This is a genomic window from Vibrio alfacsensis, assembly GCF_019670485.1.
Taxonomy (GTDB): domain Bacteria; phylum Pseudomonadota; class Gammaproteobacteria; order Enterobacterales; family Vibrionaceae; genus Vibrio; species Vibrio alfacsensis.
Genome location: NZ_AP024165.1, coordinates 2,425,838 through 2,439,803, shown reverse-complemented (window position 1 = coordinate 2,439,803; position 13,966 = coordinate 2,425,838). Strand labels below are relative to the sequence as shown.

Below are 13,966 nucleotides of genomic sequence, written 5' to 3'. Positions count from 1 at the left end.
GAATGGCGAAAAACTGGGATTTTTCACCGCAAAATACTACACTTGGCTATTGTTTTGGGGTAGATTCCCCCGCTAAATATTTTTTATCCATAGCCGCACGCGAGGGTATCAGTCTTGACAGAATGTGATATACTCTGCGCGCACTTTATACCTTATTAACAGAGTAAGACAATGACTGATTTATCAAAATACAGAAACATTGGTATTTTTGCTCACGTAGACGCGGGTAAAACTACCTCTACAGAGCGTATCCTTAAGCTAACTGGTAAAATCCACAAGATCGGTGACACTCACGACGGTTCAACTACTACTGACTTCATGGAGCAGGAAGCTGAACGTGGTATCACAATCCAGTCTGCTGCTACTACTTGTTTCTGGAACGATCACCGCCTAAACATCATCGATACTCCTGGACACGTTGACTTCACAATCGAAGTTTACCGTTCTCTAAAAGTACTTGACGGTGGTATCGGTGTATTCTGTGGTTCAGGTGGTGTTGAGCCTCAGTCTGAAACTAACTGGCGTTACGCGGACGAGTCTCACGTATCTCGTCTAATCTTCGTTAACAAACTAGACCGTATGGGTGCTGACTTCTTCAAAGTTGTTGACCAAGTACAAAACGTTCTAGGTGCTACTCCACTAGTTATGACTCTACCAATCGGTATCGAAGATGACTTCTGTGGTGTTGTTGACGTACTAAGCCAAAAAGCTTACATCTGGGATGACTCAGGTCTTCCAGAGAACTACGAAGTTCAAGATATTCCAGCTGATCTAGTAGACCAAGCTGCTGAATACCGTGAAATGCTAATCGAAACTGCTGTTGAGCAAGACGATGACCTAATGATGGCTTACATGGACGGCGAAGAGCCATCTCTAGAAGACATCAAGCGTTGTATCCGTAAAGGTACACGTGACCTAGCATTCTTCCCAACTTACTGTGGTTCAGCGTACAAGAACAAAGGTATCCAACTTATTCTTGACGCAGTAGTTGACTACCTACCTTCTCCAACAGAAGTAGATCCTCAACCACTAACTAACCCAGAAACTGGTGAGCCAACTGGCGAAGTTGCAACTGTATCTGCAGACGAGTCACTAAAAGCGCTTGCGTTCAAGATCATGGACGACCGCTTCGGTGCACTAACGTTCATCCGTATCTACGCTGGTAAGATGAAGAAAGGTGACACGATCCTTAACTCAGCTACTGGTAAAACTGAGCGTATCGGCCGTATGGTTGAGATGCACGCGAACGAGCGTAACGAGATCGATTCAGCACAAGCTGGTGACATCATCGCAGTTGTTGGTATGAAGAACGTGAAGACTGGTCACACTCTATGTGATCCTAAGCACGAATGTACTCTTGAGCCAATGATCTTCCCAGAACCAGTAATCTCTATCGCTGTTAAGCCTAAAGATAAGAACGGTTCTGAGAAAATGGGTATCGCGATCGGTAAAATGGTTGCAGAAGATCCATCATTCCAAGTTGAAACTGACGAAGATTCAGGCGAAACCATCCTTAAAGGTATGGGCGAACTTCACCTAGACATCAAAGTTGATATCCTGAAGCGTACTTACGGCGTTGAGCTAGAAGTAGGTGCTCCACAGGTAGCTTACCGTGAAACTATCACTCAAGCAGTTGAAGATAGCTACACGCATAAGAAACAGTCTGGTGGTTCTGGTCAGTTCGGTAAGATCGACTACCGTATCCGCCCAGGGGAGCAAGGTTCAGGCTTCACGTTCAAATCAACAGTTGTTGGTGGTAACGTACCTAAAGAATTCTGGCCTGCAGTTGAGAAAGGTTTTGCTAGCATGATGGACCACGGTGTTCTAGCTGGCTTCCCAACTCTAGACGTAGAAGTTGAACTATTCGACGGTGGCTTCCACGCAGTTGACTCTTCAGCTATCGCTTACGAAATCGCTGCTAAAGGCGCATTCCGTCAGTCTATGCCTAAAGCTGGCGCGCAACTTCTTGAGCCAATCATGAAAGTTGACGTGTTCACTCCAGAAGATCACGTTGGTGACGTAATCGGTGACCTTAACCGTCGTCGTGGTATGATCAAAGACCAACAAGCTGGTACTACTGGCGTACGTATCAAGGGTGATGTACCTCTATCAGAAATGTTCGGTTACATCGGTACTCTACGTACTATGACTTCTGGCCGTGGCCAATTCTCTATGGAATTCTCTCACTACAACCCATGTCCAAACAACGTGGCTGAGCAAGTGATTGCAGAAGTTAAAGAGCGTAACGCTAAGAAGTAATTCTTAAGTTAACTCTAAGATATCAAAGCCCCACCTAGTGTGGGGCTTTTTCATATCTTAAATCGAAATATGAGTCGCACTGCACCAATATAGAAACTGCGTATGGCGCATAAAAAAACGCCCCGAATATAGGAGCGTTGATTATGTTTCTGTACAGTGGATTAAAGATCTTCTTCCCACACGACCAATTCGCCTTTTGGCCAGTTATGACCAATCTCATGATACTTTTGCTCTAGGACGTGGCGTTTGATCTTCAGGGTAGGGGTCAAAATACCATTTTCGATGCTCCAAGGATCTTGGATCATCAATACCCCTTTGATCTGCTCATGAGACTCTAACTCCTGGTTCATTCTTGAAATGACTTTGCGGGTTGTACGAGCATAGCGCTCTTTATCAAAGTGAGGGAAATCATGCGGAACCACCAAAAGGATCGGCGCAGGTAAGCCTAAACCAATCAAACACATCATTTCAACGCGGCTGTATTCGAAAAGCTTTTTCTCGATAGGTACTGGCGCAACAAATTTGCCTTTGGCGGTTTTAAAGGTGTCTTTTTTACGACCTTGGATGGTTAAGTAGCCATCAGCGTCAATTGCGCCGATATCACCAGTATGCAGCCAACCGTCGGAATCAAATGACTCTTGTGTCGCAATGTCATTTTTGTAGTAACCAGAAAAGAGCCCCTTGCTGCGAACCATGATCTCTTCATCTTCGGCAATCTTGAGTTCGATGCCAGGGCCAGCATTACCAACGGAGCCAATCTTGTCGGCTCTGAATGGATAATTAATGGTGCTATAGGCAAAAGATTCGGTCATTCCCCATGCTTCAGTAATATTTAGGCCGACACTTCGGTACCATTCGAGCAAAGCAGGTGAGACTGGAGCTGAACCACAACCTAGGACTCGCGCTTGATCCAAACCAAGTCCATCGGCCAATTTCTTCTTAATTAGCGTATTTACAAATGGGATTTTGAGCAAAATGTTCAGTTTCTTCTGCGGTAACTTATCTTGAATTCGTTGCTGGAATAGTGTCCATAAACGTGGAACCGAGATAAACAGGGTTGGGCGATGCATTTTGACATCTTCAATAAAGGTATCGAGTGATTCCGGAAATGCTGTCATAACACCACCTCGAATCGATGAACCGAAAATGTAAACACGCTCAGTGATGTGGGCCAATGGCAGATAAGAAAACAATCGGTCATTTTCTTGAATACCAATGTGATTGATGAGCTGTTGTACAGACCAGTTGAATGCACCATAAGTAAGCATTGCGCCTTTTGGTAAGCCTGAAGTGCCTGATGTATAAACGAGAGACATCAATTTATCGTCGTAGTGCTGTGGGCGTTCAGTACTTGGCTCGGCATTAGCAATCAGCTGTTTGAACTGATATTGGCAGTTTGGCGCAGTGTCATAAGGCAATGCAATACTGATGACGTCTGGTAAGGCGTCAATGACTTGCTGCGTCGCCTTAGGATCATCGAGTTTACCCCCAATGATGATTTTACTTTCGCTATGGGTGAGGCAGTATTCGATCGTATCGGCACCAGCGGTTGGGAAGATCGGCACGCTGACGTAATCCCCGAGCATCATCGCTAAATCGCAAATAAACCACTCGGCACAGTTTTTAGATACCAACGCAACCTTGTCACCGGGTTGTGCACCTAAATTACGTAGAGCACTGACCAGTCGAAGCGCTTGGTCTGCCACTTCTGCAAACGTAAATTCTACGAATTGGCGATTGATGATTTGCTTTAGGTAAACCTCATTTGGACGTTCCTCTGCCCATTTAAGGATCATTTCGTTCGGTGGCGGGAGAGCGCAACCAGCAGGATTTTCTAGATTAGGCTGATTCATTGTAGATGACTCCATGTCTTCTCTCGTGTGGCTTTATAGTTGTTAATATATTGTTAACCTTAGCATGTTAACTCATTCGACGGGAATGGATTTTGATGAATTCTGTGGAGAAGATAGTGTTCGGGATGCAAATAATTGCTATCAAGGGGAGATGCAAGAATATTCATCGCTGAGCATTAGAGGCGTGTATTGTGGACAATGTATAAGAGGGAAAGCGCATGCGATTATTGTGCATGCGCTTAGAAGAGTTTAAATCATGCCAGTGATGATGCCTGCCGCCACAAAGAACACGATCATCCACAATACAGATAGGTTAAGTTTCTTATGTAAATAGAAGCCAGAGATGACGAGTGCGATATCAATAGGAGCGATAACCGCACTGCTAAATACGGGTTGGTAAAGCGCTGCCAGTAGCAATCCAACCACCGATGCGTTGACACCGCTAATTGCCCCTGATACTGCAGGTTTACCAGCTAAAGCTTGCCAGTTTTTTAGCACGCCCAGTAGCAACAGGAAGCCTGGTAAGAAGACGCCTAATGTTGCAACCAACGCGCCTAAGATAGGTGTATCAGACAGTTCATAACCGATGTAAGTCGCAAACGTAAACATAGGACCAGGAACGGCTTGCGCAGCCGCATAACCAGTTAGGAATGCATCTTGACTTAGTTGATCGCCAACAATGTTTTGCAGTAGCGGAAGTACGACGTGACCACCACCAAACACCAAACTACCGGCTTGGAAGAAGTCGCTAAATAGCCCAAGCATTGGCAGGGAATGAGCCACAAACGGTAAACCAATCAGAAGTACCGCGAACAGTGCCAATGGTGCAATAGTTGGTTTAAAAGGTTCGGCAGGTGCTGCCGATTCTTTCTTTAAATACTGCGTACCAATTAAGCCTGCTACAACCAGTACGAGCATTTGAGTCATGATGCTTGGCGCTACCAATAACGCAATCGCGGTTGCCACACATAAGCCGGCTGTTAGCTTGCTTTGACAGAAGTTTTTGTACATCCCCCAAGTCGCATCAGCCACAACCACGACCGCAAGCAATTTCAAACCGTGAACGATGTTTTGGAACAATGCAGTATCGGTGATCTGGCTGCTTACCATCGCAAGCGCCAACATGATGATGACAGATGGTAGGGTGAAGCCCAGAAACGCCATGCATGCGCCGCCTAAGCCACCGCGTTTATAACCCAGAGCAAAGCCGACTTGGCTAGAACCTGGACCGGGTAGGAACTGACTTAATGCCACGATTTGTGCGTATTCGCTGTCATCAATCCATTTGAGTTTTTCAACGAACGTTTGGCGGAAGTAACCGATGTGCGCTGCAGGGCCACCGAAACTGATCCAACCAAGCCAAAAAAAAGTTTTAAAAATGGTAAACATGTTGAGCCTGTTAAATCTCCAATAAGACTGCCTCTAATGTAAAAAATGTACTAAGATGATTCAAATTAATAGTTTTAATTTCATCTATGAATGAAATGGGATGGTGGCTATTCTATGAAAGATGATATCCAGTGGCGTAATATCGATCTAAATCTGTTAGTGACCTTTTCTTATCTTTATCGTCATCGCAGTGTGAGTCTGGCAGCAGAAAAAAGCTTCGTTAGCCAGTCGGCTATGAGCCACAGTTTACAGCGTTTGAGGGGGTTGTTTGACGACCCATTGTTTGAGCGAAAAGGCCACAAAATGGAGCCAACGGAGCACGCACATCACATCGCGCCAACCGTACACCATTTACTGGACTCGATTGCTAAAGATTTACTGACTAAATCGGTTTTTCAACCCGAGAACTATTCAGGTGTTTGTCGTATCGGTTTGACCGATTACGCTGAATTTATCTTTGCTCCTAAGCTATACGATGCCATCCGACAGCGCGCACCAGAAGCGCAGATCAGCTTTATTAATGTCAATCGAAGCAACTACATTGCGATTACTGAGAACGATAAACTCGACGTGATAATTGGTAGTATGCCCGTGCTCGATGACAACTTTGAGAGTCAGTATCTCTATACCGAAAAACACGTGTGCTTGTGTGATAAACGTGTTTTAAAAGGTGAGTGTGAATTGTCGATTCACGCTTTTGCTAACATTGAGCAGGCCTTGGTCAGTCCTGATGGTAGTTTAAGTACTCAGGTCGACAAAAAGCTCGCCGAGTATGGATTGAGTCGTAAAGTGACGGTTGCCTCGCGCAATTTTCTTACTATTCGAAATTTACTCAAACAGCGTGAACTGATCGCGATTGTTCCAGAGAAAATGGCGTTGTCGGATGGTTTTTCTGACGATTTAGTGACCGTGAAGCCGCCTATTGCTGTCGCTGATTTTGATATTGCGATGCTGTGGCATACCAGTCGAAATAATGAAGATAAAGGATTGTGGCTACGGGAATTAGTCGCAGAAATTGTTACGTCCAACTAGCTTATATAGAAAATGATTCCCTAAACTTAGCTGTGAAAACGTTTAACTTTGGTGTAGTCGATTGTTATATCAAGGATGTGGAATGAGAGAGATGGTCAACAACTTCGTCTTTATTGAAGTAAAAAACGCAAGTAAAACACGAAAGTGACCACTTGAAAGGAAAAATAAAAAGCACTGAAATTTCAGTGCTTAATAGAAAAAGTCTATTCGAATTCTGACGATGGCTTGGTTGTGCCTCGCAGTTTTAATTTACTTGGCACGTAAACTTTGAGTGGAGTTTCTCTTTTGTCTCGATACTTTTCGATCAACAAGTTCACGCCCTGTGCGCCCATCATTTCAGAGTGAATACGGACCGTAGAAAGAGGAGGGAACGTAAAACATGCTGTTGGAATGTCATTGAGGCTGATCAACGCAATATCTTTTGGAATGTTTAACCCAAATTCATGAATAGCTCGCAACACGCCAATCGCTATTGGATCAGAAGCAATGAATAGCGCTTTTGGGAAATCACCTTTGGCAAGCATTTCTTTTGTTAGGTTGTAACCTGATAAACTGGATAAGTCTCCACGATAAACATCGGTTTCAGCTACCACACCTTTTAGTTTGCCGTATTCCACAAATGCGTTTTCACGCATGTCTGGTGTGCCACTCTCACGTTGACCACCGATAAAACCAATCCGTCCATAGCCTTGCTGAAGATAAAATTCGATTACTTGCTTACTGATATGATAAAGGTCGACATCAACGCAGTCGTAGGTGCTATCATCATCGGAGAAGTCTATATAGCAAATGCTGTCAGCAAGACGCTTTGGTAATTTGCTGATGGTGCTGTCATCCGTTTTTCCAACTAAAAGAACGCCAGTAATCTTTTGCGTTTCGACATCAATCTCACTGTGGTAGCAATTGGTGAGTGTTATGCCTAACTTGTCACATTGAGCTTCGATCCCGTGTCGAATTGATAAGTAGTATGGGTCATTCACTTCAGCATCTTGCTTATAGTTATACAAGGCTAAGAAGTGGTGTTTTTGTTTCGCCTCTTTGGTGCTTTTTTTTGAGCTGCCAGTACGGTACTCAAGTTTTTCAGCAATATCTAAAATGCGGCGTTTGGTTTCTTCTTTAACGCTTAACGTTGGGTCGTCATTCAACACGCGTGATACGGTTGCAAGTGAGACGCCCGCTTCAGTAGCAATATCTTTTAACGTTGCCATTTACTCTTCCCGAAAACAAAATTCACCATCCTTTTAAGATTAATGGGTTAGTAATTGTAACCCGCGGCTTAAAGCAAAATAAACTTTTAGTAAAACAGCATATTTCATTAAATTACAACTAAGTTTTGGATAGTGAGAGCTTTATACCCAAGCATCTTGAGGTTACTTGGGTATGTTCATTTATCTCGTCTTTACTTTAACTGAAACTTTGCCATTTAGCGCGCTATTTTGTGATTTTGTGGAAACGTTTACACTATTTGAGTTTGATCACGGATTTAAACCGGATTTGATTGGTAGACTTCTAGGCAGTTAAGAAATGGACGGTGTCGCTAATAGTTGGTTAATTAGGCTCAGCTAACCATTAGCGTCTAACTGAGCATCGGCAGCAACAGTGGAGAAGCAGAAGTGAAAGTTCTTGTCACAGGCGGTATGGGATACATCGGCAGTCACACATGTGTACAGATGATTGAAGCAGGTATGGAGCCAATCATTGTCGACAACTTGTGTAATGCCAAAGTGGAAGTGTTAAGCCGCATTGAAGCGCTAACCGGTAAGCAGCCGGCTTTCTACCAAGGTGACATTCGCGATGAAGCCTTTTTGGACTCAGTATTTGCCAAGCATGACATTCAAGCTGTGATTCACTTTGCTGGCCTGAAAGCGGTGGGCGAATCTGTCGCGAAACCATTGGAATACTACGACAACAATGTGAATGGCTCATTGGTGTTGGCGCGCAGCATGCGTAAAGCGGGCGTGAAAAGCATTGTATTTAGCTCATCGGCAACGGTTTACGGCGATCCTGACATTGTGCCGATTACGGAAGACTCTCCAACGGGGGCGACCACTAACCCATACGGTCGCAGCAAGTACATGGTGGAAGAGTGCTTGAGCGATTTGTTCAACGCAGAAAACGACTGGAGCGTGACTTTGCTGCGCTACTTCAACCCAGTTGGTGCGCATCCATCGGGCACCATGGGTGAAGACCCTCAGGGCATCCCGAACAACTTGATGCCGTTTATCGCGCAAGTGGCAGTAGGCCGCCGCGAAAAACTGTCGGTATTTGGCAATGACTACCCAACGCCGGATGGCACAGGCGTGCGTGATTACATCCACGTGATGGATTTGGCTGACGGCCATATCGCAGCGCTGAAATCGGTAGGTGAAAAAGCCGGTTTGCACATTTACAACCTAGGTACGGGCAAAGGCTCTAGCGTGCTTGAGATGGTAGAAGCGTTCGCAGCGGCTTGTGGTAACCCAGTGCCTTACGAACTTTGTCCTCGTCGTCCAGGTGACATTGCAGAATGCTGGGCAAGTACAGATAAAGCGGAGCGAGACCTTGGCTGGAAAGCGACGCGCAGTGTTGCTGAAATGACGGCTGATACGTGGAAGTGGCAGTCAAATAACCCGCAAGGTTACTAAAGAATTAGAGATTCCAGACATCTCATGCCTCGATTCTGGAATGACAACGTTGAGCTATGAACTTTGTCATTCCCTAGAGCGAGGGACGAGCGGAGTAGGGAATCTCTAGCAAGCAGATTGATGAATTTTGGTTCTGACACCAAAAGCGAAAAAGTTGAGTAAGTAAGATGTCGAATGTTGAATTTAACCCAGTGGATCACCCACACCGTCGTTACAACCCTCTAACGGGTCAGTGGATTTTGGTGTCACCGCATCGTGCAAAACGCCCTTGGAGTGGCGCTGATGAGAAACCTGCGATTGATGAGCTACCAAGCTACGACGAGAAGTGTTTCCTTTGCCCGACCAACGAGCGTATTTCTGGTGATGTAAACCCAGACTACCAAGGCACGTACGTGTTCCAAAATGACTTCGCAGCACTGATGGTGGACTCTCCAGATGCGCCTGAGTCAGACAACCCACTGTTCAAAACTCAAGGTGTACGCGGGTTGAGCCGAGTGATCTGTTTCTCGCCTGATCACAGCAAAACTTTGCCTGAGCTACCGGTCGACAAAATCCGTGGCGTGATTGACACGTGGAATGATCAAATCGAAGAGTTGGGTAAAGACTACGTTTGGGTTCAAGCATTCGAGAACAAAGGTGAGACCATGGGTTGTTCTCAGCCTCACCCACACGGTCAAATCTGGGCAAACAGCTTTTTGCCAAACGAAATCGAGCGCAAAGAACACAACTTAAAAGCTTACTACCAAGAGCATGGCAGCAACTTGCTGGTGGATTACGTGCAAGCTGAACTTAAAGATGGTTCACGCACCGTGGTTGAGACCGAACACTGGGTTGCTGTTGTTCCTTACTGGGCGGCGTGGCCATTCGAAACCATGCTACTTCCTAAAACGCACATTCGTCGAATGAGTGAGCTAACCGATGAGCAACGTGATGACCTTGCGGTTGCAATCAAAAAGCTAACCAGCCGTTACGACAACCTATTCCAATGCTCTTTCCCTTACTCAATGGGCTGGCATTACGCGCCGTTCTTTGAAGAAGGTACCGATATTGACCATTGGCAACTGCATGCATTGTTCTACCCGCCACTGCTACGTAGTGCAACGGTTCGTAAGTTCATGGTTGGTTATGAAATGTTGGCAGAAAGCCAACGCGACCTAACCGCAGAACAAGCGGCACAGCGTCTGCGTGACCTAAGCGATGTGCATTACAAAGAGCAATAACGCCTCAAAGTAGATTGATAACGAATAACGGGATAGCGCGACTTTACAGATAGAAAGTTAGGCTCAACGCGCTATCCCAATACCAAATTTATAATTTAAGAGAACGTCCCTATGTCTGATCTAATCCAAAATGTGAAAACTTCTTTTGAACAAGTGCTGGGTTACGCGCCAAGCCACATTATTCAAGCCCCTGGTCGTGTAAACCTGATTGGTGAGCACACTGATTACAACGATGGTTTTGTACTGCCATGTGCGATCAACTACCAAACTGTTGTGGCGGCAGCGAAGCGTGAAGACAACTTAGTACGCGTAGTTTCTGTGGATTACGGCAATGCCGTTGATGAATTCGACATCACGCAAGAAATCACATTCCAGCAAGACAAAATGTGGGCGAACTACATTCGCGGTGTAGTGAAGTGTCTTCTTGCTAGTGGCTACCAATTCTCTGGTGCGGATATTTCTGTTAGCGGTAACGTGCCTCAAGGTGCGGGTTTAAGCTCGTCTGCAGCGTTGGAAGTCGTGATTGGTCAAACATTCAAAGTGCTGTTCAATCTAGAAATCAGCCAAGCGGAAATTGCGCTAAACGGCCAACAAGCAGAGAACGAATTCGTTGGTTGTAACTGCGGTATTATGGACCAAATGATTTCGGCAGAAGGTCGTGAAAACCACGCGATGCTATTGGATTGTCGTAGCCTAGAAACTGAAGCGGTATCAATGCCGGAAGACATGGCGGTGGTGATCATCAACTCAAACAAAAAACGTGGCTTGGTAGACAGCGAATACAACACGCGCCGTGAGCAGTGTGAAGAAGCTGCACGTATTTTCGGTGTGAAAGCATTGCGTGATGTGACCATTGAACAGTTCAACGAGAAAGTCTCTGAGCTAGACGAAATGGTCGCAAAACGTGCTCGTCACGTCATCACAGAAAACGACCGCACGGTAGAAGCGGCGCAAGCACTTCGCGCGCACGACATGAAGCGTATGGGTGAACTGATGGCTGAGTCTCATGCTTCTATGCGTGATGATTTCGAAATCACAGTTAAAGAAATCGATACGTTAGTTGAGATGGTGAAAGAAGTGATTGGTGAGCAAGGTGGCGTGCGCATGACGGGCGGTGGTTTTGGTGGTTGTATCGTTGCAATTGTACCGCCAGCATTAGTTGACGAAGTGAAAGCAACGGTAGAAGCGAAGTACCAAGCAGCAACGGGTCTAAAAGAATCCATCTACGTGTGCCAAGCGAAAAACGGCGCTGGTTTAGTCGAAGTACTTTAAGTGCAAAATTGCTTTAAGTTCAAAGTGCTTTAAGACGCAGTAGGAGCGAGAGATGACTGAGCCATTAGCTATCACCATGACACAGCAGGCCGCCTTTGATGGCGTGCCTGCCAACGTGGTCGAACTGAAAAATAACACAGGCATGAGCGTTACCTTTATGGATATTGGCGCGACATGGCTGAGTTGTCGTTTACCTTTGGCGTGCGGGGAGTTGCGAGAAGTGCTTCTCGGAGTGGGGACTATGAGGAGTTTCATAGAGCAACCGTGTTACATGGGAGTAACGGTTGGTCGCTATGCAAACCGCATCGCCAATGGTCTTTTTGAGGTGAATGGTGAAGTCTTTCAGGTTTCAACTAACCAAGCGGAAAATAGTCTACACGGCGGAAAAGAGGGCTTTGATAAACGTCGTTGGAAGATTGAGTCTCACTCGAATCAGCAAGTGACATTCTCTTTATTGTCTGAAGATGGCGACCAAGGCTTCCCAGGGAATCTTCAAGTGCAAGTGACGTACACACTGACTGACGATAATCACGTCAGCATTGCGTATTTCGCTAAAACAGATAAAGCAACGCCGGTGAATCTGACTAACCATGCTTACTTTAATTTGTTAGGCGCAGAAGCAGACTTAGACTGTCGCTCTCATCGCTTGACGATCTACGCAAGTCAATACTTACCAACCACTGACGTTGGCATTCCGCTTGGTGAATTGCAAGATGTGAAAGGCACTGGATTTGACTTTAGAAGTGAAAAACCAGTTTCAGAACACTTCTTACAAGATGAACAGCAGATTGCCGCCAAAGGGTATGACCATAGCTACCTATTTGATGCTCATCGTGATGTTTCAAAACCGGTTGCGTTGGTGGTTTCTCCTGATGAAAAAGTGCACCTGTCAGTGGTGACAAACAAGCCTGCAATGCAATTGTACACGGGCAATTGGCTAGCTGGCGCACCAAATCGATGTGGCGGTGAATATAACGATTACGCGGGTCTGGCGTTAGAAACGCAGTTTTTACCAGATTCGCCAAACCATGCTGAGTGGGCGCAGCCAAGCTGTATTCTTGAGCCTGAACAAGAGTACCGCTTCTGCACCACTTATCAGTTTGCTTTTTGAGTAAATAGCGTAATTTTTGAGCTTTTGGGTTGCGGTAGGCTTTGAGCTTGCAGTAGGTCAAATGCTCACCAGTTGCGATAAAGTAAAAAAGCTCTGTCACTTTGGTGGCAGAGCTTTTTCTTTCTGGTCTGTCAGGGATTTGATTAGAACAATACCTTAATGACGATCCACCGAGTTACGACGAACCAAAGTCGGACTAAAGATGATAGTGTCATCTTCCACTTGTTCATCACGTGATAACGCCAAGGCCAAACGAGCGGCTCGCTCTGCCATCATTTCGATTGGGTAACGAATCGTGGTCAAACTTGGATTGACGAAGCGAGCAATTAAGCCATCGTCGAAGCCAACCATGGACACTTTTTCCGGCACGTCGATGCCGTTTTGGTCTAACGCCGCCAGAGCCCCCGCCGCCATGTAATCATTGTAAGCGACTACCCCGGTTATCGGCAGTGATTTGGTCAGCAGATTGGTCATGGCTGTTTCGCCGCCGTCACTGTTTGGCTCGCCATATTCGACATAGCTTTTTGATAGCTCGATATTGTGATCTTTCAGTGCCGCTTGGTAACCTTGTAAACGCTCGTCGGTATCTTCGATGTCATGCGATGACGCGATACAAGCGATCTTGGTATGGCCATGACGAATCAAATATTCTGTTGCTAGGTACGCACCTTTGCGGTTATCGAGAGAGATACAACGCTCCGCAAGTTCTGGAATGTTTCGGTTGATGAGCACCATCCCTTTCACTTCTTTGGCGTACCCGATGAGCTCATCATCAGACAAGCCTTTAGAGTGAATCACAATCGCTTCACAGCGACTGTTGATCAAAAGCTCCAACGCTTGGCGCTCATCTTCTGGGTTGTGGTAGCCATTACCGATCAAAATATGCTTGCCGTTCTCTCGAGCCACGTTGTCAACGGACTTCACCAAAGTGCCGAAGAACGGATCGGAGACATCACCGACAAGTACGCCCATCGTATTGGTACTTTGGTTAACTAGCGCACGTGCTGCGGCATTAGGACGGTAGCCCAGTTTGCTCATTGCTTGCGTCACTGCATCGATAGAAGATTGGCTTGCTTTCGGTGATTTATTGATCACGCGAGAGACGGTCGCGACCGATACACCAGCTTCTTTCGCGACATCCTTGATTGTTGCCATGAGGGACCTTTCGTAGGCTAAAAGTATTGACCAGAGTATTAAACACCTATT

The 13,966-nt window shown here is 45.8% G+C and carries 10 protein-coding genes; 6 read left to right on the top strand and 4 right to left on the bottom strand.

Features of this window, described 5'->3' with window-relative positions; all coding sequences use genetic code 11:
- Nucleotides 1-171: 171 nt before the first annotated feature.
- Entirely contained in the window at nt 172-2,259 is a 2,088-nt protein-coding gene (gene fusA, locus VA249_RS11190; protein WP_211916060.1) for an elongation factor G, read from the top strand.
- Between the two features lie 161 nt (nt 2,260-2,420).
- Here fusA and VA249_RS11185 read toward each other — a convergent pair whose 3' ends face one another.
- Together VA249_RS11185 and chrA are read right to left on the bottom strand one after the other, a co-directional pair.
- Nucleotides 2,421-4,112: an AMP-binding protein gene (locus tag VA249_RS11185; protein ID WP_221068034.1), complete on the bottom strand. Its 1,692-nt coding sequence runs from the start codon at nt 4,110-4,112 to the stop codon at nt 2,421-2,423.
- Between the two features lie 249 nt (nt 4,113-4,361).
- On the bottom strand, nt 4,362-5,501 hold the full coding sequence (gene chrA / locus VA249_RS11180) for a chromate efflux transporter (protein ID WP_221068033.1): 1,140 nt from the start codon (nt 5,499-5,501) through the stop codon (nt 4,362-4,364).
- A 114-nt stretch (nt 5,502-5,615) separates the two neighbouring features.
- Here chrA and VA249_RS11175 point away from each other — a divergent pair, with 114 nt between their 5' ends.
- The gene (locus VA249_RS11175; RefSeq protein ID WP_221068032.1) at nt 5,616-6,533 is read left to right on the top strand and encodes a LysR family transcriptional regulator; all 918 of its coding nucleotides are present in this window, start codon (nt 5,616-5,618) and stop codon (nt 6,531-6,533) included.
- 203 nt (nt 6,534-6,736) lie between these two features.
- Here VA249_RS11175 and ebgR read toward each other — a convergent pair whose 3' ends face one another.
- A complete protein-coding gene (gene ebgR, locus VA249_RS11170) occupies nt 6,737-7,741 on the bottom strand; it encodes a transcriptional regulator EbgR (RefSeq protein ID WP_221068031.1) in 1,005 nt (334 codons plus the stop codon).
- 405 nt (nt 7,742-8,146) lie between these two features.
- On the opposite strand from ebgR, the gene galE reads away from it, so the two are divergent.
- The 4 genes from galE to galM all read left to right on the top strand — a co-directional run bounded on the left by galE (nt 8,147) and on the right by galM (nt 12,760).
- On the top strand, nt 8,147-9,157 hold the full coding sequence (gene galE, locus VA249_RS11165; RefSeq protein ID WP_039986204.1) for a UDP-glucose 4-epimerase GalE: 1,011 nt from the start codon (nt 8,147-8,149) through the stop codon (nt 9,155-9,157).
- A gap of 167 nt (nt 9,158-9,324) precedes the next feature.
- Complete coding sequence (locus tag VA249_RS11160; RefSeq protein ID WP_009707482.1) at nt 9,325-10,377, top strand: UDP-glucose--hexose-1-phosphate uridylyltransferase; 1,053 nt, start codon at nt 9,325-9,327, stop codon at nt 10,375-10,377.
- Nucleotides 10,378-10,488: 111 nt separating this feature from the next.
- Nucleotides 10,489-11,649 carry a galactokinase gene (gene galK, locus VA249_RS11155; RefSeq protein WP_221068030.1) on the top strand — a complete coding sequence of 387 codons (1,161 nt, stop codon included), beginning with the start codon at nt 10,489-10,491 and terminating at the stop codon, nt 11,647-11,649.
- Between the two features lie 52 nt (nt 11,650-11,701).
- Nucleotides 11,702-12,760 carry a galactose-1-epimerase gene (gene galM, locus VA249_RS11150; protein ID WP_221068029.1) on the top strand — a complete coding sequence of 353 codons (1,059 nt, stop codon included), beginning with the start codon at nt 11,702-11,704 and terminating at the stop codon, nt 12,758-12,760.
- Between the two features lie 156 nt (nt 12,761-12,916).
- Here galM and VA249_RS11145 read toward each other — a convergent pair whose 3' ends face one another.
- A complete protein-coding gene (locus VA249_RS11145; protein WP_221068028.1) occupies nt 12,917-13,915 on the bottom strand; it encodes a substrate-binding domain-containing protein in 999 nt (332 codons plus the stop codon).
- Nucleotides 13,916-13,966: the final 51 nt, after the last annotated feature.